The organism is Streptomyces sulphureus DSM 40104 (assembly GCF_000381025.1).
Taxonomy (GTDB): Bacteria; Actinomycetota; Actinomycetes; order Streptomycetales; family Streptomycetaceae; genus Streptomyces; species Streptomyces sulphureus.
On sequence record NZ_KB905815.1, the window covers coordinates 102,997 to 123,755 of the forward strand.

The 20,759-nt window shown below is 69.8% G+C and carries 18 protein-coding genes; 6 read left to right on the top strand and 12 right to left on the bottom strand.

Going from position 1 to position 20,759, the window contains the following annotated elements:
- Positions 1 to 78: 78 nt before the first annotated feature.
- The 4 genes from F603_RS0108585 to F603_RS0108600 form a co-directional block, all read right to left on the bottom strand.
- Positions 79 to 2,958 carry an NHLP bacteriocin export ABC transporter permease/ATPase subunit gene (locus F603_RS0108585; RefSeq protein WP_019545600.1) on the bottom strand — a complete coding sequence of 960 codons (2,880 nt, stop codon included), beginning with the start codon at positions 2,956 to 2,958 and terminating at the stop codon, positions 79 to 81.
- Entirely contained in the window at positions 2,958 to 5,237 is a 2,280-nt protein-coding gene (locus F603_RS0108590) for an NHLP family bacteriocin export ABC transporter peptidase/permease/ATPase subunit (RefSeq protein WP_425426958.1), read from the bottom strand. Before F603_RS0108590 ends, F603_RS0108585 begins: the two co-directional genes overlap by 1 nt.
- Positions 5,234 to 6,040, bottom strand: a complete 807-nt coding sequence (locus F603_RS0108595) for an HlyD family efflux transporter periplasmic adaptor subunit (RefSeq protein WP_019545602.1) — start codon at positions 6,038 to 6,040, stop codon at positions 5,234 to 5,236. The genes F603_RS0108590 and F603_RS0108595 overlap by 4 nt, the downstream gene beginning before the upstream one ends.
- Positions 6,041 to 6,258: 218 nt before the next feature.
- Positions 6,259 to 6,474: a hypothetical protein gene (locus tag F603_RS0108600; protein ID WP_019545603.1), complete on the bottom strand. Its 216-nt coding sequence runs from the start codon at positions 6,472 to 6,474 to the stop codon at positions 6,259 to 6,261.
- 604 nt (positions 6,475 to 7,078) lie between these two features.
- Between F603_RS0108600 and F603_RS0108605 the strand changes: the two genes are divergently transcribed.
- The 6 genes from F603_RS0108605 to F603_RS0108630 all read left to right on the top strand — a co-directional run bounded on the left by F603_RS0108605 (position 7,079) and on the right by F603_RS0108630 (position 13,703).
- Positions 7,079 to 7,438: a hypothetical protein gene (locus F603_RS0108605; RefSeq protein ID WP_019545604.1), complete on the top strand. Its 360-nt coding sequence runs from the start codon at positions 7,079 to 7,081 to the stop codon at positions 7,436 to 7,438.
- Between the two features lie 40 nt (positions 7,439 to 7,478).
- Complete coding sequence (locus F603_RS0108610) at positions 7,479 to 9,728, top strand: DUF6571 family protein (RefSeq protein ID WP_019545605.1); 2,250 nt, start codon at positions 7,479 to 7,481, stop codon at positions 9,726 to 9,728.
- A gap of 4 nt (positions 9,729 to 9,732) precedes the next feature.
- Positions 9,733 to 10,788: a hypothetical protein gene (locus tag F603_RS0108615; protein ID WP_245600728.1), complete on the top strand. Its 1,056-nt coding sequence runs from the start codon at positions 9,733 to 9,735 to the stop codon at positions 10,786 to 10,788.
- Between the two features lie 612 nt (positions 10,789 to 11,400).
- The gene (locus tag F603_RS0108620) at positions 11,401 to 12,027 is read left to right on the top strand and encodes a hypothetical protein (RefSeq protein ID WP_019545607.1); all 627 of its coding nucleotides are present in this window, start codon (positions 11,401 to 11,403) and stop codon (positions 12,025 to 12,027) included.
- Between the two features lie 172 nt (positions 12,028 to 12,199).
- Positions 12,200 to 12,706 (top strand): MerR family transcriptional regulator, encoded by a 507-nt coding sequence (locus tag F603_RS0108625; RefSeq protein WP_019545608.1) that lies wholly within the window; start codon positions 12,200 to 12,202, stop codon positions 12,704 to 12,706.
- Positions 12,666 to 13,703, top strand: coding sequence for an NAD(P)-dependent alcohol dehydrogenase (locus F603_RS0108630; protein ID WP_019545609.1), 1,038 nt, complete (start codon positions 12,666 to 12,668; stop codon positions 13,701 to 13,703). The genes F603_RS0108625 and F603_RS0108630 overlap by 41 nt, the downstream gene beginning before the upstream one ends.
- Before the next feature lie 73 nt (positions 13,704 to 13,776).
- On the opposite strand, the gene F603_RS0108635 is transcribed toward F603_RS0108630, so the two are convergent.
- The 8 genes from F603_RS0108635 to F603_RS0108670 form a co-directional block, all read right to left on the bottom strand.
- On the bottom strand, positions 13,777 to 14,106 hold the full coding sequence (locus tag F603_RS0108635) for a metal-sulfur cluster assembly factor (RefSeq protein WP_016907167.1): 330 nt from the start codon (positions 14,104 to 14,106) through the stop codon (positions 13,777 to 13,779).
- Positions 14,107 to 14,179: 73 nt separating this feature from the next.
- Positions 14,180 to 14,635, bottom strand: coding sequence for a Fe-S cluster assembly sulfur transfer protein SufU (sufU, locus tag F603_RS0108640; RefSeq protein WP_019545610.1), 456 nt, complete (start codon positions 14,633 to 14,635; stop codon positions 14,180 to 14,182).
- Between the two features lie 19 nt (positions 14,636 to 14,654).
- Positions 14,655 to 15,911, bottom strand: coding sequence for a cysteine desulfurase (locus tag F603_RS0108645; protein WP_019545611.1), 1,257 nt, complete (start codon positions 15,909 to 15,911; stop codon positions 14,655 to 14,657).
- 76 nt (positions 15,912 to 15,987) lie between these two features.
- Positions 15,988 to 16,752: a Fe-S cluster assembly ATPase SufC gene (sufC, locus tag F603_RS0108650; protein WP_019545612.1), complete on the bottom strand. Its 765-nt coding sequence runs from the start codon at positions 16,750 to 16,752 to the stop codon at positions 15,988 to 15,990.
- 6 nt (positions 16,753 to 16,758) lie between these two features.
- Positions 16,759 to 17,091, bottom strand: coding sequence for a non-heme iron oxygenase ferredoxin subunit (locus tag F603_RS0108655; RefSeq protein ID WP_019545613.1), 333 nt, complete (start codon positions 17,089 to 17,091; stop codon positions 16,759 to 16,761).
- Complete coding sequence (sufD, locus tag F603_RS0108660; protein ID WP_019545614.1) at positions 17,088 to 18,266, bottom strand: Fe-S cluster assembly protein SufD; 1,179 nt, start codon at positions 18,264 to 18,266, stop codon at positions 17,088 to 17,090. The genes F603_RS0108655 and sufD overlap by 4 nt, the downstream gene beginning before the upstream one ends.
- Before the next feature lie 108 nt (positions 18,267 to 18,374).
- Positions 18,375 to 19,796 carry a Fe-S cluster assembly protein SufB gene (sufB, locus tag F603_RS0108665; RefSeq protein ID WP_019545615.1) on the bottom strand — a complete coding sequence of 474 codons (1,422 nt, stop codon included), beginning with the start codon at positions 19,794 to 19,796 and terminating at the stop codon, positions 18,375 to 18,377.
- Complete coding sequence (locus F603_RS0108670; protein ID WP_019545616.1) at positions 19,793 to 20,707, bottom strand: helix-turn-helix transcriptional regulator; 915 nt, start codon at positions 20,705 to 20,707, stop codon at positions 19,793 to 19,795. The genes sufB and F603_RS0108670 overlap by 4 nt, the downstream gene beginning before the upstream one ends.
- Positions 20,708 to 20,759: the final 52 nt, after the last annotated feature.

Genomic DNA, 20,759 nt, shown 5'->3' on the forward strand with positions numbered 1-20,759 from the left:
CTGTTCGCGCTCGCGGGTGCGAGGCTCCTGTTGACCGGCGCCCACGCTAACCGCCGTACGTCGCAGGGGCGTCGGCGGTCACTGCATCTGCCGGCGCACGAGCTGCCGGAAGAGGCCCTGCTCATCGGCGAGCAGCTCGCCCGGGGGGCCCTGCTGCACCAGACGGCCCGCGTCGAGGACGAGTACGCGGTCCGCGTCGAGGACGGTGGAGAGCCGGTGCGCGATCATCACGCGGGTGGCGTTGAGCGCGCCCGTCGCCTCCATGACGGTGCGCTGCGTGCGGTTGTCGAGGGCGCTCGTCGCCTCGTCGAAGAAGAGAAGGCGCGGCTTGCGCACGAGCGCCTGCGCGATCATCAACCGCTGGCGCTGGCCCCCCGATACGGTGCCGCCCCCGTCCGAGAGCATGGTGTGCATCCCCATCGGCATCGCCTTGATGTCCTCGGCGAGGCCCGCCATCGCGGCGGCCTCCCACGCCTCCTCCAGCGAGTACGACTCGGCTCCGCAGATGCACTCCAGGACGGAGCCGGTGAACGGCTCCGCGTTCTGGAGCACGACGCCGCACTGGCGGCGGACGGCGGCCTGGTCGAGCGCCGCGAGGTCCTGCCCGTCGTAGCGGACGCTGCCGGCGTACGGGTCGTCGAAGCCGATGAGGAGCCGCAGCAGCGTCGACTTCCCGCAGCCGCTCGCCCCGACGATCGCGACGAACTCGCCAGGGCGCACCGAGAACGAGACGCCGTCGAGGACGAGCGGGCCGTCCTCGGTGTAGCGGTAGGAGAGCTGGTCGGCCTCGAGCCCGCCCGCCAACTCCCCCGGCTGGACGCTGGCTTCGCGTACCTCGGGCGCCTCCTGGAAGACCGGCTTCACCTGCTCGAACATCGGCAGGACGGCGGCGGCCGAGATGAGCGCGCCGGTGAGCTGCGTCACCGACGAGAGCAGCATCGTCACCGCGGTGTTGAAGGTGAGGAAGGAGCTCGCCGACATGGTGCCCCGCGCGGGGCCCGCCAGGAGCATGAACATCACCAGCGTGCACAGCGGGAGGTAGACGGCGTTGAGCACCGCGATGGTGTTCTTGATCCGTCCGACCCGCTGCTGGAGCTGCCGGGTGTACGCGAACTCCTTCGCCCACGCCGCGTAAGCGAAGCTCTCGGCCGCCGCGACGCGCAGCTTCGGCAGGCCCCTGAGCGTCTGGAACGCCTGGTTGTTGAGCTTGTTGCCGAGTTTCACCAACTGCCGCTGCCACCGCAGTTGCCATATCCCGAGTCCGACGAAGACCCCCGCGACGACGAGCAGCATCGCCAGCGCCGCCAGCGCCAGGGGTACGCTGTAGAAGAGCAGCAGCACGAGGTTGACCGTCCCGACGGTGCTCGACTGAATCGCCACCGAGCCGATCCCCGAGAGCACGCGCCGGATCGAGCTGATCCCCATCGCCGCGCTCGCCAGCTCACCCGTCGAGCGGGTGGCGAAGAACCGCGTCGGCAGCCGCAGCAGCCGGTCCCAGACGGCGGGTTGGAGCGACGCCTCGATGCGCCCCTCCAGCCGCAGCACCGAGATGTTCTGCAGCAGCATGAACGAGGCGGCGACGACGGCGGACGCGGCAAGCGCCAGCGTCGTCTGCATGATCAGCCCGGTTTCGGCGCTGGGGACGTACACGCCGAGCACCTGGCCGGTAGCGATCGGCACCAGCGTTCCGAGTGCTACGGCGACGAGGCCGCCGAGGATCAGGTCCCGCAGGTCGGAGCGGGTGCCGCGGAGGCTGAAGCGGAGCAGGTGGAGCAAACCGAGCGGGCGCTCGGGCAGCGGCCGGTAGAACATCACGCCGCGCCGCTCGAACTCCCCCTCGTTGGCGCGTCCTACACGCTCGCGCCTGCCGGAGGCCGGGTCCACCGCCTCGTACCTGCCGCGCCGCCACACCAGCGCGACGGGCGCCTCGTCACGGGCCCGACGCCCCACGAGCGGCCCGCTGTTCTCCCGCCACCAGCGGTCCGCGAGCCGCACCACGCGGGTACGCACCCGGGAGGCGACGGCGATGCGCTCGACGGGGCCCATCCGCTCCGAGTCCGGGGCGTGCCCCGGCTCGGTGAGCGCGATCCGCGCCTCCCTCGCGACGATCCGGCACGCCGCGAACGTCGCGTCGTCCCCGCGTCCGTAGCCCTCGCTCCCGGTGCGACCGATCGAGGCGAGCAGCTCCTCGTCCGCACGCCGCCGTGCCGCCTCGCCTGCGCGGATGCCGGCGGCCGTGCGGTCCTCGTGGGTGCGTTCCGCGTGCTCGATCCACTCGTCGAGCGCGTGGAGCAGGCGGTACTGCTGATCGAGCATCCCCTGCCACATGGTGCCGTCGACGAGGAGCGTGCCGGCCGCCTCCGCCTCGTGGACGGCGCCGTACTGGACGCTGCCGGGCGGGACCTGCATCCAGAGGACGTCGTCTTCGGACCCGGTGTCGGGCCTCCGCCCGCCGAGCGGCGCCTGGTAGAGCACGTGCAGGCCGCGGCCGACGCCGAGCGCGAACGCCTCCTCCAGCGGGCTCGGCTGGGCGCCGGGCTGCGCCGCGTACCACTGCGAGGCGTACCACTGGCCCGTGTCCCACTCCGCCTGGCCCCACTCGCCGTACTGCTCGGGCCTGTTGAGCTCGCGCAGTTCGATACGGCGCAGCGCGCAGCCGGCGAGCGGACGCGCGACGAGAGTGTGCCGCGCCCCCTCGACGGGGCCGAGGAGGAGCGTGCCGGCGTGGAGCCGTCCGAGGTGGTGCCAGTGCCCGAGGAGCGCGGCGTCGACGGCGAAGAGGTCGACGCCGCCGTCCTCCACCAGCCAGAGGATGTGCGGGCCCTCCAGCGAGAGGCTGCGCACCCCCGCGGTGTCGACCGGCCGACCGAGGGTGCCCGTCGCCGCGACGACCGGGTCGGCGACGGGGCCCTGCGCCTCGGCGGGCTCGGGCCACCGGGCGGTGTCGGGCGTAACCACTAGTGCTCCCTGACGAGTTCGGCGTACGCGCCGCGCGCCTCGGGGCTCGACACGAGCCACTCGTGCCGCCCGCGCTCGACGACGGTGCCGCGGTCCAGGACGACGATCTCGTCGCTGTCCCGCACGGTGCTCAACCGGTGCGCGATGACGACGCAGGCACAGCCCCGCCGCCGCAGGTTGTCGATGATCAACTGCTCGGTCTCCGCGTCGAGTGCGCTGGTGACCTCGTCGAGGACGAGCACGCTGGGACGCCTGACCAGCGCCCTGGCGATCTCCAAGCGCTGCCGCTGGCCACCGGAGAAGTTCCTCCCGTCCTGCTCCACACGGCAGTTGACGCCGCCGGGACGCCTGGCCACCACCTCGTGGACGGCGGCGTCGCGCAGCGCGGAGACGACCTCCTCGTCCGGGATCGACGGGTCCCAGAGCGCCACGTTGTCCCGGACCGTCCCCTCGAAGAGGAAGACGTCCTGGTCGACGAAGGAGACGGAGGCGGCGAGCGCCCCGCGCGGGATGTCGTCGAGCCGCATCCCGTCGATGCGCACCGTCCCCTCCCACGGGGTGTAGAGCCCCGAAATCAACCTGGAGACCGTCGACTTGCCGCTCCCCGAGCCGCCCACGAGCGCGACCTGCTGCCCGGGTCCCACGCCGAGTGAAAACTCTTTGAGCAGGGGTGCGTCGAGCGGGCTGTACCCGAAGGTGACGTTCTCCACCGTCACGTGGCCGCGCAACCTGCGGCTGCTCGCCGGGGGTTCGCGGCGCGTGTAGAGCGGGTCGACGGGGAAGTTCTCGACGTCCTTGAGCCGGGCTACGTCGGCGGCGAAGTCCTGGATGCGGCCGACGACGCCGTTGAGCCGGGTGAGCGGCGTCGTGAAGCTCGTCACGAGCGCCTGGAAGGCGACGAGAAGACCTACCGAAAGGTGCCCCTCGACGGCGCGGGTCCCGCCGATCATCAGGATCAGCGCGCTGTTGAGCGCCGCCAGCGTCGGCGCGACGACGGCCAACGCCGCGCTGGGGACGCCGAGTTGCTGCTGCACCTCGAGCGTCGTGGCGTGCTGTCCCGCCCAGCGTCGGAAGAAGCCGTTCTCGCCTCCCGTCGCCTTCATCGTCTCGATCAACTGGAGGCCGCTGTACGAGGTGTTGGTGAGCCGCGCCGTGTCGGCGCGGAGCTTCTGGGTGCCGGTCGAGCGCAACCGGATCACCACCCGCATCGCCACGATGTTCAGCAGCGCGATACCGATACCGACGACGGTCAACTGCGGGTCGTAGGTCCACAGCAGAAGCGCGTACACGACGACGACCACCGCGTCGACGCCGGCCGCGGCGAGATCGCGCGCGAGCGTCTCCGCGACGGTGTCGTTGGACTGCAGCCGCTGGACGAGGTCGGCGGGGTTGCGCTGGGAGAAGAACGAGACGGGCAGCCGCAGCAGATGGCCGAGGAACCGCGCGCTGCCCAGCGTCGACGAGATGATGCGCCCCCGGAGCAGGTTCGCCTGCTGGAGCGCCGTGAGCACCACCGTCAGCACCAACGCGCCGCCCATGGCGGCGAAGACGACGCCGAGGAGCGAGGACTGCTCGCCGAGAAGGAACATGTCGATATAGGTACGGCTCAGCGCCGGGACCGTCGCGCCGACGAGCACCAGCAGCAGGCTCGAAAGCACCGCGACGGCCATGGTGCCCGTGGTACCGCGCAGCCTTGCCGGCATCGCGCTGAGCACGCCCGGCTTGCGCCCGGTGCGGCGGAACTCCGGTTCGGGCTCGAAGGTGAGCACGACGCCCGTGAAGCTCGCGTCGAATTCGTCGAGGGGGACGAACCGCCGCCCGCGCGCGGGGTCGTTGACGTGGACGCCGCGGCGGCCGAACCGGCGCGCCATCCCGTCGAAGACGACGTAGTGGTTGAACTCCCAGAAAAGGACCGCCGGCGCGTCGACCTCCGCCAACGCGGCCATGTCCATCTGCATGCCCTTGGCGCGCAGGCCGTAACTGCGCGCCGCCTTCAGCAGGTTGGAGGCGCGCGAGCCGTCGCGCGAGACGCCGCAGGCGATGCGCAGCTCCTCCAGCGGCACGTGCCTGCCGTGGTACGCGAGCACCATGGCGAGCGCCGCAGCGCCGCACTCGACGGCCTCCATCTGGAGCACCGTCGGCGTGCGCACGTGCCTTCCCCCGCGGGGAGTGCGCTGCGGGGCACGCCGCCTGGCGCCGCCGCGCGGCTCGGCGCCGCGCCTGCGGTGGCCGGCGGGCGGCAGCCGGTGCGGCGGCGGGTATTCCTTCCGTCTCGTCACGGGAGCAGCCAATCGACGGGGTGTTGCGAGTCGAGATGGACGGCGGCGGAGACCGGCGTCGTCGAGTCGAGGGTGTGCGGCGGGCCCTCCTCCGAGGACCACTCGTAGCCCGACTTCGTCGTCGAGGAGGGCTCCAACTTCACCAGGACGGGAAGCGGGTTGCCCTTCGCCGCGAACTGCCGTGCCAGGTCGGCGTTTCCGAGGAAGCCGGAGATCTGCTGCGCCGTCTGCGGCGCCCGGCCGACGGCCTCGACGCGGCCGCGCAGCACCCCGTACTGCTGCTGCGGCACCGAGGGGACGGTCAGGTCGACCTCGGCTCCCGGCTTCACCGAGGAGCCGCCGCTCCCCTGCACGTAGACCATCGCCACGAGCGGCTCGTCCGGGTCCTCGGCACGCTCGACGGTGGCGACGTCCGCGCCCGGCGTGAGGACCGAGCCGCTCTTCGTCAGCAGCGTGGTCACCTCCCCCGCCTCGACGGCGCGCACCGCGCGCGGCCCCGTCTGCGTACGCACCCGCAACAGGGGCGCACCGGCCTCGACCCGGTCGCCCTCCTCCGCGAAGACACCGGTGACCTGTCCGGCGAGCGGGCTCTGGAGGACGTAGCTGCCGCCGGCGTGCGTGAGCACCCCCGGCGACTCGATCTTGTTGGTGACGGTCCCGGTCACGCCCCACACCGCGGCAGCCGCCATCGCGACGAGTGTGACGGCGAGGACGAGCCGGCCCGGAGGGCGCGCGAAGCGCACCGGCAGGTCCAGCTCCTCCGGCGACTGCAATCGGGAGAGCGCCTTCTGACGGAACTGCACTGGTCTTCCTTCGGCTGCTCGTCTGCGGACGCGCACGGGCGGCGTCCTGCCCGATCCCCGTACGGGGCCGGGCGGTTGCGGCCACGACATGAACCCCGGAACGGGGGAGCTCCGGGGTTCATGAACGGTCAGGCGGGGGCGCGGACCCCTCGTCAGACCGCGTGGCGCACCGGACCGCAGGGCGGCCCGAGGTGCCCCTTCTCACTCGCCGAGGCGGATCACTGGCCGAGGCTGACACCCGTGACGTTGCCGACGGTGCCGGTGGCCTCGCCGGCGAGGCCGGTGGCCGCGCCGACGGTCTCCAGCGAACCGACGGTGTTGGTCACGTCGTTGACGGCGCCGCCGACAACACCGCCGACGGCACCGCCGAGGCCGCCGGAGACGGCGTCCAGCTCGTTGTCGGCGATCTCACGGGTCTCGAGGTCGTTACGCATTCTGCGTACTGCCCTTCGCTTGGTGGAATCTGTGCAATCAGCGACCGCACCCGGCAGGGTGCCGTCACTCCGCTTACGCAGGCCCGAAATGCAGGGCCGTTCACGAGGCGTTTGCGGTGCGCCAGATGAAAGCACGGGGGCGCAGGGGTCTGCCAGCCGCGTCAACGTCCCCACCTGCGGTTTCTGAACACCCGATGCCCAGTCGGTGCACCCCGGGCACGCCTTTGGGACACCGTCTTCACGTCGTTGCGGAACGAATACACGTCCGCCACCGAATCGGGTCGCCGCGAAGGGACATAACGGCAGCAAAAACCGTCCGGTGAAGATGTCGGCGCCCCGCTGTGACGCATGCACGCACGCCTTGTGCAAGCGTGTTGAAGAATCCCCTATTCCCCGCGCGCACCGGGCCGAAGGAGCAGAGCGCGACATAGCGGCCGCGCGAGAGCCGCCGCACCGGGGGGGCACACACCGTGCGCACCGGCACGGCACGAGCCGCGCACGCACCTCTCACCGCCGACGTCCTGCGACCAACTCCCCCCGCTGTGCGGCACGCTGGTACTTTCTCGTTGCAACGACACGCACATGCCGAGCCCCTGGAGGCCGAGTGACCACCCCACTTCCCGGCGCCCCGGCAGACGCGCTCGCCTCCTCGCCGAGCGAGAAGAAGGCGGCAGCGAAGGCCATCGAGAAGCACATCTACCCGGACACCAGAACCGCGGGCGAGTACGCGGACGAGAAGACGAACGCCGCCGTCAAGGAGTTCGATGCCAAGGACGGCCACGGCTGGGCCACCTCGACCGCGCTGCGAAAGGCCCACAAGGAGTGGGGGAAGCAGGTCAAGTCGCTGCTGGAGAGGCTGGGTCAGGAGCAGGCGATACTGACCAGCACCAACAACATGTTCCTGAACACCGACGGCGGCGCCGCAGCGAGGCTGCGCCCGCCCTCCGCCCTCGACGACTTCTGAACCGAGTACAGCAGCACCGCGCAGCCACGGGGGAGGCAGCATGCCGACGTACCACGAGATCATGTCCACGAAACTCTCCGCGCTCACCACCGCCGCCCAGGAATGGGAGGACATGGCGGGCGAGTTCGACGACCAGGAGACGGCCTACCGCAAGGACGTCCACGGGATCTCCGTCGGCCCCACGTGGACGGGCTTCAGCGCGCTGGCGGGGAACCAGCACTTCAACGACACACTCGAGCAGTTCCAGTTCGCGCAGACCGAGGCGAAGGCGATGGCCGAACTGCTGAGGAAGGCCGCCTCGCAGTTCCACGACCTGCGCGAGGAGCTCAAGGACGTCAAGGCGGAAGCGGAGAAGGACGACATGCTCGTCTCTGACCACGGCGTCGTCAGGTTCGACACCACGTCGCTCTCCGAGGGCGCGAAGATGGCGCTCCACCACGACCCCACCTACCAGGAGAGCGTCCGCGACAAGGAGCGCACCTGGCAGCGCCGCATCGACGCCGCGGTGAAGAAGGTGACCGACGCGGACGGGGGCGTCGAGACGGCCCTGGAAGAGGCCTCCAAAAGGGACCTGTTGGCAGGCGGCGGCTTCAACGGCGAGGCACAGGGCAACATCGAGAAGTACGAGGCGAAGAACACCGCGGAGATCGCCACGCGGATCAACAACGGCGAGGCCACCCCGGCGGACATCCGCGAGGCCCAGCGCGCCTTCCGCGACAACGCGGGCGACAAGGCGTTCAGCCAGACCCTCCTCAACTCCCTCGGCCCCGACGGCATGGTCAAGTTCACCAACAAACTCAGCGACCTCTCCCACTCCGGCGACAAGGGCGACCGCAAGGACTACGCGGGCCTCCAGAAAGGCCTCGCCAACACCCTCGCCACCGCCACGAAGAACACCGACTCGGACTTCTACAAGAACTGGCGCAAGAAGATGCGCAAGGCGGGGACGAAGCAGTTCGACCTCGACGTCGCAGGGGACAAGATCCAGGTCGGCACGGGGCACGGCCAGCAGGCGCGCGGCTACCAGAGCCTCGCGACGCTCATGAAGCAGGGCGACGGGTACTCGGAGGACTTCCTCCGAGACATGGCCGACGACATCCGCAAGGCGGAGGACAAGAGCCAGGGCGGCGACCCGGATATCTGGGACCTGCGCGGCGACTTCAGCGGCAAGGAGGACGGCTGGTTCGCCAACGACCCGCTCGACGGCGTGCTGGAGGTCATGTCCAAGGACCCCGACACCGCGACGCACTACCTCGACCCCGGAGCCGACCGCGGCAACGACAACCTGGAGTACCTGCTCAACGACCGCGACTGGAACCAGGTCGACAACTCCACGTGGACAGGCAACGTCGAGCACACCGCCTCCGACACCCACGACGGCGACGTACGCAAGGGGTTCGGCCTCGCTCTGGAGGCGGGGGCGACGGGGAACGAACCGGCCACTGCCAACCCGGAGATGGGCCGTCACACCGAAGCCCAGGCCCGCATCATGCACGACGCCATCAACGTGCTGGACTACGGGGATCCGGACGGTCGGCAGGGCGAGGACAGCAAGGCCGACGCGGACAACGTCCTCAAGAGCGAGGAGTACGCCAACCTCAGGGGCCCCCTCACGCGTGCGCTGTCGGACTACTCTCCCGACACGGTCGACATCCTCGCCGGAGACGGCCCGGGCGGTCGCACGGGTGAGGAGGGGGCGCTCGGAGACGGAAAGGACTCCCAGATCCAGAACAGCAGGAGCAGCGTGCTCCGCGTGATGCGAGGCCTGTCCGAGGACGATGAGAACTTCTTCCACCTGCACGAATCGCAGCAACGCTACATGGCCGAGCAGATGGGCGGCGTCGACCCCAACGACCACGAGGAGATGAAGAACCAGGCGGCCAAAATCGGCGAGGTGAACGGCGCGGTCAACGCGGTCGGCGGGGACGTCGACCTCGGCGAACGGGACGACAAAGTGGGCGACGCCACCGACAAGCGGGTCTACGGCTACCACGTGGTCGGCAGCGCGGTCACCGGCATACCCGTGGTGGGCGACATCGCTCAACGTACCGTCGATGCCACAGCCAACGAATGGCTGAAGGGGGTCACGGCTGAGGAGGGCCTGCTGGCGAGGGACCGGATCAGTTCGGGCAACGACGCCGCAATGGACCACCTGGACAAGTTCTTCAACAACTGGGTCGACAAGTCGGGCCATGACGACGTCTCCGCCTCCACGCTCCAGCGTGAGGCGGGCCAGAGCTACACCAGCGGGCGTGAGAGCGCTTACGACGCGTTGCGAGAACGAAAGTGATGACATGTCAGTGAGGACCAGAACTCGTCGCCCCGTTGTGATGATTCTCGGCGGCGTGGTCGCCCTCGCGTTGCTCGCCGGAGCGATCTGGGCCTGGGCGAACACCGACGTCTTCGGCAAGGAAACGTTCTGCGGAAAGGTGCTCGAGGCGGGCGAGGTCGACTCGATCCTCTCCGGATCCGGCAGACTCTCGGACAACTCCACGGAGCACGACGAGCCCTACGGCTTCACGTGCGAGGTGGAGCGCGCGCAGAAGATCGGCGGTGGACCACCCGCCGTGCTCAGCACGGAACTGGCCCTCCAGCCCGCCGACTTCGCCCTCAGCTCCCGCCGTGTCTGGGACGGGCACGCCTCCTACTCCTACTTCACAGGCGAGCGTGCGGGTGCGGTGTCGCACGAGCGTGGGTGGCTGCTCCTCCCCCAGGAGTGCCTCGGCACCGTTCCGAACTCCGTCCGCGGCGACCCGCTGTGGAGCGTCCAGGTGGAGGTCGAGAACGCGCGGCCCGGCAAGTCCGACCTGGCTGCCGTTCTCCTGCGGATCGCCAACCACGTGACCACGAAGATGGGTTGCGACACCACGGACCGATGGCGTTCCGCCCCGATCGATCTCCGGGAACCCACCGGAGCCGAAACCCGGCCGGACGACGCCCAGCTCTGCGGCAACAGCCTCACGGCACCCGGCGCCCTGCCGGAAGGCCGCCTCAGCTCTCCCGAGCGGGAGCGGTACACGGCGACCGGCTCCACCACGGGCGCCTGCGAACTCGCCTTCCCCGGCAGGGAAGACCGCCGCCTGACGTTCACCTGGAGCGCAGACTCGATGCTCGTCCACGGAGCCTCGTTGGAAGGTGTCGGCCGGAACACGTCCAAGGCGACCGATCGGGTCCTCGTCCCCTGCGGCGACGAGGAGATCTACGCCCACGTCCACTCCTCCGACGCGTACGGAGCGGCACTCGAAGACGCCACGTCCACGCAGAGCGAAGCCACCGTGATGCGCGGCTGGCTGCGCTCCTACGCCAAGGCGCTGGCCTCGGAGCATGGGTGCCCCTCGTCAGGGGAGTAGGAGCGGGCGGTTCGTGGCCTCGTCGCCCACCGCGCCGAGTCGTGGGGCAGGGAACTCGGGCAGGCGTGCACCCCGGCCCGCAATGCCTGCTCGTAGCAGCGCAGTTCGCAGAGCAACACGTCCATGGGAGCGAGGAGCACGGTGAGACCGCGTAGGCCCCGGAGTTGGAAGGCCCCCGGCATCCTGGCCGGCATCTGCGTCGCCCTCCTTACAGGAGGAGCACTCCACGTCTGGTGGAACACGAATCTCTTCGGCCCGGAGGAATACTGCGACGGCATCGTCTCCGCGGAGGCAGTCCATAGTGCGCTGGACGGACCAGGCCGGGTGGCCACCGAGCGCGTCAATGCGGACCGAGGAAAATATCCGGAATTCCGATGCGAGTTGAGCCGGACCAGTCGACTCACCGGGACGGACGACACGGAGGTCGTCTTCCGGACGAAGGCAGAACAGGGAGACTTCCCTTTCCAAAGTGCGAGATGGCCACAGCCCGCAACGATGTCCTCCCTGCCGGGCTCGACCACGGGCGCAGTTGGCACAGAGCGCCTCTGGGTGATGCTCCCCGAAGCCTGCTGGGGACGGATCGAACGAGACGGCAGGGCGTCAAACAGTCACGTGCCCACAGTCCAGGCGCAGGTCTTCGGCGGCTCCGTCGACCGTGCGGGCATGGCCCAAGTCCTCGTCGAAGCCACCCAGGAGGTCACCAAGACAGGTAATTGCTCCGGGGGTAGCACTGCCGAAGTTGAGGACATATCGGAAGCCCCTGCAACGCATCGATCGATCCCAGCAGAGCTGTGTCGCCTCGAGGACTTCTCGCTCCCCCAGCGCAATATCCGGCTCGCCGGCATGAAGACGGACACGGAAAGGACGATCCACAACAGTCAGTACTGGGCTTGCGACCTCCACCTCGCTCCCACGCGAGGCGACGGACGCTCTGGCAGCCACCTCACCTTCGCCGCCACGGACAACAGAACGATGACGCACGCGATCGCCACCAAACGTGAAGCGTTCACAAGACTCCCGCAGGGCAAGGGATACGACACGACAAGCGGCGTTCTGCTCCACTGCAAAAACGGCGACGTCTACCTGGGTCACACATGGGGGCCCACCATCGAGCGCACCCTCCACAACAAGCTGGGAATCCACCGTCTCCCAGCGGAGCGCGAGATGCTCCAACGCTTCATCGACGCCGCAGCCCCGAAGTACTCATGCCCGAGCGTCTCCCTGCCAAAGCTGTCCTGACGGACAGCACAGTCGCCGAGCATCCGTCGACAACGGCGGTGAGCCGAGACAGCCGCCGCAGTTACGGCGGAAAGCCATGCCGGATCCCTGCCGCGGCACGAGCACTTCCCCAACACCTCCCGCCCCGGCAGAAGTTGCCCTGGAGCCCACTCCACCTCCTACCGTCTCCGTCATGGCTGACTCCCCCGAGACCGGCACGGTAGGCATCGGAGCAGTGTCGGAGCAGACGGGTCTGAGCGTCGACACCCTGCGGTGGTACGAGCGCGAGGGCCTCCTCCCGCTCGTGGAGCGGGACCCGCGCGGGCGGCGCCGGTATCGGCCCGCGGCGGTCCGGTTCGTCCGTCTCGTGCAGGCGCTTCGGCGTACCGGAATGCCGGTGGACGACGTCCGGGCTTTTGTGCAGATGGGCCACGGGGCGGAGTGGCACGACAGGCGCACGGCGCTCCTGGAGGAGCACGCCGCGGCGATCGAGGCCCAGATAGCCCGGCTGCGCGGGGACTTGAGCGTGGTGCGGGAGAAGATCGCCCACCACCGCGACCTGTCGCGCAGGGGCCTCGACTGCGAGGACGAGATGGGCGCCCGGCGCACCCCGGCAGGGGACACCGCAGCGCCGAGGACCACGGAAGACAGGACGGAACATGCGCAGAGCCAGCGGATGGGCGACCCACTCCCCCGGTGAGGCCGTCGCCCGGTACGACTTCGAGCGGCGGGACCTGCGGAGCACGGACCTGGCGGTCGACGTCCGCTACTGCGGCGTCTGCGCGTCGGACCTCACCGCCGTCCGCACGCGTCACCCGGACTCCCCGCCGCTCGTACCGGGGCACGAGATCGTCGGCACGGTGCGCGCGGTCGGCGAGGGCGTTGCCCGGTTCGCGGTCGGCGACGAGGTGGCGGTGGGCAACATCGCCGACTCCTGCCGCGCCTGTCCCGCCTGCCGAGCAGGCCGGGAGAACTGGTGCCACGAAGGGGTGGTCCTCACCTACGGCGGCATCGACCCGGTCGACGGTTCACTCGGCCAGGGCGGCTTCTCCTCCGAGTACGTCGTCGACGAGCACTTCGCCTACCCGCTCCCCGCGGAGCTCGATCCCGCGGGCACGGCCCCGCTGATGTGCGCGGGGGTCACCACCTACGTGCCGCTGCGGCGCTGGGGCGCGGGCCCGGGGCGGAAGGTCGGCATCGTCGGCATGGGCGGCCTCGGGCACCTGGCACTCCAGCTCGCCCACACAATGGGCGCCGAGGTGGTGCAGTTCACGACCTCGCCCGGCAAGGCGGCCGAAGCGCGCCGCCTCGGCGCCGGGGAGGTGGTCCTCTCCGGGGACGAGCGGCAGATGGCTGCGCAGGCGGGTCGGTTCGACCTCGTCCTCGACACGGTCGGCGTACCGCACGCGCTGGAGCCCTACCTCCGCTCGCTGGCGGTCGACGGGACGCTCTGCCTCGTCGGCGTCCCGGAAGAGGACCTCCGCGTCCCGCCCCTCGGTCTGATCTCCGGCGCCAAGACCCTCGCGGGCGCGGGCAGCGGCGGGACGGGCGAGACGCAGGAGATGCTCGACTTCTGCGCCGCGCACGGCATCGCCGCCGAGACCGAGGTCCTGCCGTCCCACGAGGTGAACACCGCCCTGGACCGGCTGGAGCGCAACGACGTCCGCTACCGCTTCGTCCTCGACATGGCCGCCTGAACGCGGGGCGCACCGCAACGACGTCGGGCCCCGCCCCGCCGGTGACGGCAGGACGGGGCCCGGAGGCGCCGGCTCAGACGTTGAACCCGAGCGCCCTGAGCTGATCGCGGCCGTCGTCGGTGATCTTGTCGGGGCCCCACGGCGGCATCCAGACCCAGTTGATCCGGAACTCCTTGACGATGCCCTCGGTGGCGGCACGCGCCTGGTCCTCGATGACGTCGGTGAGCGGGCAGGCCGCCGAGGTGAGCGTCATGTCGATGGTGGCGACGTTGTCGTCGTCGATGTGGATGCCGTAGACCAGGCCGAGGTTGACGACGTCGATGCCGAGCTCGGGGTCGACGACGTCCATCATGGCCTCGCGGACCTCGTCCTCACTCGCTGGCTTGGTGGTGGTCTCGGTCATGCCGGGTGTCCTTCTCTCGGGTCCGGTTGCGTTGCGTCCGGGGCTGCTGCGCCCGACGGTACGGTGTCCGCGGTCACTTGGCCGGCTCCGTGCCCAGCGCCTGCGCCGTCGCGTCCTTCCACGCCATCCAGCTCAGCAAGGCGCACTTGACGCGCGCCGGGTACTTCGAGACGCCGGCGAACGCCACCGCGTCCTCCAGCACGTCCTCCATCGCGTCGTCGGGTTCGAGCTGGCCCTTGGACTGCATCAGTTCGAGGAAGGTCTCCTGAATCTGCTGCGCGTCCGCCAGCTCCTTGCCGACGAGGAGGTCGTTGAGGACCGAGGCGCTCGCCTGGCTGATCGAGCACCCCTGCCCCTCGTACGAGATGTCGGCGACCGTGCCGCCCTCGTACCTCACCCGCAGGGTGATCTCGTCACCGCAGGTCGGGTTGACATGATGCACCTCCGCGTCGCCTTCGCGGAGGCCGCGGCCGTGCGGGTTCTTGTAGTGGTCCAGGATGACTTCCTGGTACATCGAGTCGAGCTTCACGAGTCCGTCCCAGCGCCGCCTAGCCGAAGAAATTCCGTACGTGCACCAACCCGTCGGCGAGGGCGTCGACCTCCGCCGGCGTGGAGTACAGATAGAACGACGCACGCGTGGTCGCAGGAATTCCGTAGCGCAGGCAGACCGGCCGGGCGCAGTGGTGGCCGACGCGGACGGCGATGCCCTGCTCGTCGAGGACCTGCCCGACGTCGTGCGGGTGGATGTCACCGAGCGTGAACGAGATGGTGGCGCCCCGCTCCTCGGCCGTGGTGGGGCCGATGATCCGCAGCTCGGGGATCTCCTTCAGACGTGCCACCGCGTACTCGGTGAGCGCGTGCTCGTGGTCCTGGACGCGGTCCATCCCGATCGACGAGAGATAGTCCACGGCCGCACCGAGGCCGACCGCCTCCGCGATCGGGGGCGTGCCCGCCTCGAATTTGTGCGGTGCCGGCGCGTACGTCGACGCGTGCATGGTGACCGTCTCGATCATCTCGCCGCCGCCGAGGAACGGCGGCAGGTCGTCGAGGAGCTCCTGCCTGCCCCACAGGACGCCGATGCCGGTGGGACCGCACATCTTGTGCCCCGTGAAGGCGACGAAGTCGGCCTGGAGCGCCTGGACGTCGAGCGGCATGTGCGGTGCCGCCTGGGAGGCGTCGACCACCACGAGGGCGCCGACCTCCTGGGCACGCCGCACGATCGCCTCGATCGGGTTGAAGGTGCCCATGATGTTCGAGACGAGCGTGAAGGAGACCACCTTGGTGCGCTCCGTGATCACCTCGTCGACGGCGGAGAGGTCGAGGCGGCCGTCGTCCGTGAGCCCGAACCACTTCAGCTCCGCACCCGTGCGCTGGGCGAGCAACTGCCACGGGACGATGTTGGAGTGGTGCTCCATCTCCGTGATGACGATCTCGGTACCGGCCTCCACCCGGTAGGGCTCGTCGGCCCAACCGAGCATGTTCGCCACGAGGTTGAGGGACTCGGAGGCGTTCTTCGTGAAGACCACCTCGTCCCTGCACGGCGCGTTGACGAACGCGGCGACCTTGTCCCTGGCGCCCTCGTAGAGCGCCGTGGCCTCCTCGGCGAGCACGTGCACACCGCGGTGGACGTTGGCGTTGTGCCGCTCGTAGTACTCGTGCAGCGCGTCGAGGACCTGGCGCGGCTTCTGGGAGGTCGCCGCGTTGTCCAGGTAGACGAGGGCATCGCCGTCGTGGACCGTGCGGTCCAGGATGGGGAAGTCCTTACGGATCGCCTCGGTGTCGAGGAGCCCGGGGATCTGTGTCACGCGACTGCGCCTCCCTTCGTCGCGCGGTGCGACCGCGCTGCGGTGAGCGGGCCGCGCCGGCCCGCCGATGAGCCTCTCATGCGGCCGCGCCGCCCTTCACGTACTGCTCGTACCCCTCTTCCTCCAGCTTGTCCGCGAGCTCCGCGCCGCCGGACTCGGCGATGCGGCCCTTCGCGAAGACGTGGACGAAGTCGGGCTTGATGTAGCGGAGGATGCGCGTGTAGTGGGTGATCAGCAGGGTGCCGACGTCGCCGCCCTCGCGGACGCGGTTGACGCCCTCGGAGACGACCCGGAGCGCGTCGACGTCGAGGCCCGAGTCGGTCTCGTCGAGGATGGCGATCTGCGGCTTCAGCAGCTCCAGTTGGAGGATCTCGTGGCGCTTCTTCTCACCGCCGGAGAAACCCTCGTTCACCGACCGCTCGGCGAAGGCCGGGTCGATGGAGAGCCGCTCCATGGCCTCCTTGACCTCCTTCACCCAGGTACGGAGCTTCGGCGCCTCGCCGCGGATGGCCGTCGCCGAGGTGCGCAGGAAGTTGGAGACGGAGACGCCCGGCACCTCGACCGGGTACTGCATGGCGAGGAAGACGCCGGCGCGGGCGCGCTCGTCGACGGTCATCTCCAGCACGTCCTCCCCGTCGAGGGTGACGGTGCCGCCGGTGACGGTGTACTTCGGGTGGCCGGCGAGGGAGTAGGCGAGCGTCGACTTGCCGGAGCCGTTCGGCCCCATGATCGCGTGCGTCTCGCCCTGCCTCACGGTCAGGTCGACGCCGCGGAGGATCTCCTCCGGGCCACTCTCGGCCTCCACGGAGACGTGCAGGTCGTTGATCTCAAGCGTTGCCATGGGGTTTCAGGACTCCTGGGTGACGGAGACGAGCACAGCCGCTTCGGGGCCGTCTCCTTCGATCTTTACGGGGTATACGGGTACGGGGCGGGAAGCAGGCGGTCCGGACGGCTTGCCGGTGCGCAGGTCGAACCGGGAGCCGTGGAGCCAGCATTCGATCTGGCAGTCCTCCACCTCGCCCTCGGAGAGCGAGACGTTGGCGTGCGTGCAGATGTCGTTGACGGCGAAGACCTGGCCCTCGGTGCGCACGACGGAGACCTGCACACCGGAGACCTCCACCCGCTGCGGGATGTCCTCCTCCAGCTCGCCGAGGGCTGCGACGCGCACGAACCCGCTCATGCGACGGATTCCAGCTCTTCGTCGATCTTCGCGATGAGCCGCTCCTCGAGGTCGGGGAGGCCGATCTGCTGGACGAGTTCGGCGAAGAACCCGCGGACCACCAGGCGCCGGGCCTCGACCTGCGGGATGCCGCGGGCCATGAGGTAGAAGAGCTGCTCGTCGTCGAAGCGGCCGGTCGCCGAGGCGTGTCCGGCGCCGACGATCTCGCCCGTCTCGATCTCCAGGTTCGGGACCGAGTCGACCCGGGCACCGTCGGTGAGGACGAGGTTCCGGTTGAGCTCGTAGGTGTCGGTACCGGTGGCCTCCGCGCGGATCAGCACATCCCCGATCCAGACCGCGTGCGCCTCTTCGCCCTGGAGCGCGCCCTTGTAGACCACGTTGCTGCGGCAGTTGGGCTGGTTGTGGTCGACGAGGAGTCGGTGCTCCTGGTGCTGCGCGTTGTCGGTGAAGTAGAGCCCGTAGAACTCCGCCTCGCCGCCCGGGCCCGCGTACGTGACGCGGGGGTTGAGCCGCACGACGTCGCCGCCGAAGGTGACGACCACCGACTTGAAGGTGGCGTCGCGGCCGACGACCGCGTTGTGCTGCGAGGTGTGCACCGCGGTGTCGTCCCAGTCCTGGACGGAGACGAAGGTGACCTTCGCGCCGTCCCCGACGAGGAAGTCCACGTTGGCGGCGCGGACCGCGTCCCCCGCGTGGTCGATGACGACGACCACCTCGGCGAACTCGCCGATGTCGAAGACGGTGTGGCCGTAGGTGACGCCGCCTTCGCCGTGAAGGTTGATCCGCACCGGCTCGCCGAGCACGGCCTCCTTCGGCACGGTGACGACGGTCGCCTTCTCGAAGGCGGAGTACGCCTGCGCCGAGACCCGGTCCACCGGCTTGCCCGCACGGCCGACGCGCGAGTCCTCCCGCGGGACCGACTCGACCGTGACGCCCTCGGGCGCCTCGATCTCGCTCTTCAGCGTCCCGGTGGGGTCGGCCGAGCCGTCGTGCAGTCCCTTGAGCCGCTCCAGCGGCGTGAACCGCCACTCCTCCTCGCGGCCGTGCGGAACGGGGAACTCCGCCACGTCGAACGAGGGGGGTGCGCTCATCCTGGTGGCGGTGGTGGACTCAGCTGCCACCGCGATCGATCCGGTGGTGTTGGAACCGACCGGAATACTCTGAGCCTCAGCCATGGCTGTCGTCTTGCTCTCTCTCTGCCTGGGTGGTCGCCCGCGGCGCGCGGGACCGGAATCCGGTCTCCGCGCGCCCGCGTTCGGGGGTCTGCTGGGCGGCGTCGAACGTCAGCCGACGGCGCCCTCCATCTGCAGCTCGATCAGCCGGTTGAGCTCCAGCGCGTACTCCATGGGCAGCTCCTTGGCGATCGGCTCGACGAAGCCGCGCACGATCATCGCCATCGCCTCGTCCTCGGTGAGACCGCGGCTCATCAGGTAGAAGAGCTGGTCGTCGCTGACCTTGGAGACGGTCGCCTCGTGGCCCATCGTGACGTCGTCCTCGCGGACGTCGACGTACGGGTAGGTGTCGGAACGGGAGACCGTGTCGACCAGGAGGGCATCGCAGAGCACGTTCGACTTGGAGCCCTCGGCGCCCTCGGCGATCTCGATGAGGCCGCGGTAGGAGGTGCGGCCGCCGCTGCGCGCAACGGACTTGGAGACGATGTTCGACGAGGTGCGCGGCGCCATGTGGACCATCTTGGCCCCGGCGTCCTGGTGCTGGTCCTCGCCGGCGAAGGCGACCGAGAGCGTCTCGCCCTTGGCGTGCTCGCCCATGAGGTAGACGGCCGGGTACTTCATCGTCACCTTGGAGCCGAGGTTGCCGTCGACCCACTCCATCGTCGCGCCCTCGTAGGCGACCGCGCGCTTGGTGACGAGGTTGTAGACGTTGTTCGACCAGTTCTGGATCGTCGTGTAGCGGCAGCGGCCGCCCTTCTTGACGATGATCTCCACGACCGCCGAGTGCAGGGAGTCCGAGTTGTAGATCGGCGCGGTGCAGCCCTCGACGTAGTGCACGTATGCGTTCTCGTCGACGATGATGAGCGTCCGCTCGAACTGGCCCATGTTCTCGGTGTTGATCCGGAAGTACGCCTGGAGCGGGATGTCCACGTGGACGCCCGGCGGGACGTAGATGAAGGAACCACCGGACCAGACCGCGGTGTTGAGCGCGGCGAACTTGTTGTCGCCGGCCGGGATCACGGTGCCGAAGTGCTCCTTGAAGATCTCCGGGTGCTCGCGCAGCGCGGTGTCGGTGTCGAGGAAGAGGACGCCCTGCTTCTCCAGGTCCTCGCGGATCTGGTGGTACACGACCTCGGACTCGTACTGCGCGGCGACGCCCGCGACGAGGCGCTGCTTCTCCGCCTCGGGGATGCCGAGCCTGTCGTAGGTGTTCTTGATGTCCTCGGGAAGGTCTTCCCAGGTCTGCGCCTGCTGCTCGGTGGAGCGGACGAAGTACTTGATGTTGTCGAAGTCGATGCCGGAGAGGTCGGAGCCCCAGTTCGGCATGGGCTTCTTCTCGAAGAGCCGGTGGCCCTTGAGGCGCAGCTTCAGCATCCAGTCGGGCTCGTTCTTCTTGCCCGAGATGTCGCGGACGACCTCCTCGGAGAGTCCGCGCTTGGCGGCGGCGCCGGCCGCGTCGGAGTCGGCCCAGCCGTACTCGTAATTGCCCAGCCCTTCGAGTTCGGGGTGGGCAGTCTCCGTAGGAGAAGTCATGCGGGGTTCCTCCCGGCCGTGTTCACAGGTGCTGCTTCGGTGGACTTGCGGTTCTTGCGGGACGAGCCGGGGCGCCCCGGCTCTGCCGATTCTCCCGGTCTTCCGGGCTGTCGGCGGGGCGTCTGCCTCGGCGCGGTGGCTTCGGACGACGACGGATGCGACGCAGCGGAGCCCTCGCCCCGTACGCGCGGGACGAAGGTGGTGCACACCCCGTCGCCGTGCGCGATGGTGGCGAGCCGCTGCACGTGGGTGCCGAGCAGGCGGGAGAAGACCTCCGTCTCCGCCTCGCACAACTGCGGGTACTGCTCCGCCGCGTGCGCCACCGGGCAGTGGTGCTGGCAGAGCTGCTCGCCTGCGGAGGCCGGCGCCGCGCGCGCCGTTGCAGCGTACCCGTCCTCGGTGAGGGCCTCGGCGAGCGCCCGCGCCCGCTCCTCGGGCGCGGCCCGCTCGACCACGGGGCGGTACCGCTCGGCCTGCGCCTCGACGCGTGCCTTTGCGAACGAGGCGACGGCGGCCTCACCGAGCTCACCCTCGCCCGCGGTACGGGCGATCCATCGCAACGCGTCCAGCGCGAGCTGGTCGTACGCCTGGTGGAACTCGTCCCTGCCGCAGTCGGTGAGCGCGAAGACCTTCGCCGGACGGCCGCGACCGCGGGCGCCGTACACCCGCTGTTCGCGCGGCTCCACCACACCCTCACCCGCGAGGGCGTCCAGGTGTCGGCGGACGGCTGCCTGGGTGAGCCCGAGCCGCTCGGCGAGCTCGGCCGCGGTCGACGGACCGTGGTCGAGGATCGACCTGGCGACCCTGTTCCTCGTGCCCTGCTGCTCTTCGGAGGCGCCGGGCAGCGCCGAGCGCGCGGCGGCCTGCTCGGCCCGCGCGCCCTGCCTCTGTCCTTCGCCCGTCTTTTTCACAACGCCATTGTTGCTTAATTCGCGGGAGCCGAGCAAGCGCACTCCGTGACCA

Coding starts and splice junctions, on each gene's coding strand:
- F603_RS0108600 (WP_019545603.1), bottom strand. CDS start 6,474: ATGCGTAACGACCTCGAGACCCGTGAGATCGCCGACAACGAGCTGGAC.
- F603_RS0108610 (WP_019545605.1), top strand. CDS start 7,479: ATGCCGACGTACCACGAGATCATGTCCACGAAACTCTCCGCGCTCACC.
- F603_RS0108615 (WP_245600728.1), top strand. CDS start 9,733: ATGTCAGTGAGGACCAGAACTCGTCGCCCCGTTGTGATGATTCTCGGC.
- F603_RS0108625 (WP_019545608.1), top strand. CDS start 12,200: ATGGCTGACTCCCCCGAGACCGGCACGGTAGGCATCGGAGCAGTGTCG.
- F603_RS0108630 (WP_019545609.1), top strand. CDS start 12,666: ATGCGCAGAGCCAGCGGATGGGCGACCCACTCCCCCGGTGAGGCCGTC.
- F603_RS0108635 (WP_016907167.1), bottom strand. CDS start 14,106: ATGACCGAGACCACCACCAAGCCAGCGAGTGAGGACGAGGTCCGCGAG.
- sufC (WP_019545612.1), bottom strand. CDS start 16,752: ATGGCAACGCTTGAGATCAACGACCTGCACGTCTCCGTGGAGGCCGAG.
- F603_RS0108655 (WP_019545613.1), bottom strand. CDS start 17,091: ATGAGCGGGTTCGTGCGCGTCGCAGCCCTCGGCGAGCTGGAGGAGGAC.
- sufD (WP_019545614.1), bottom strand. CDS start 18,266: ATGGCTGAGGCTCAGAGTATTCCGGTCGGTTCCAACACCACCGGATCG.
- sufB (WP_019545615.1), bottom strand. CDS start 19,796: ATGACTTCTCCTACGGAGACTGCCCACCCCGAACTCGAAGGGCTGGGC.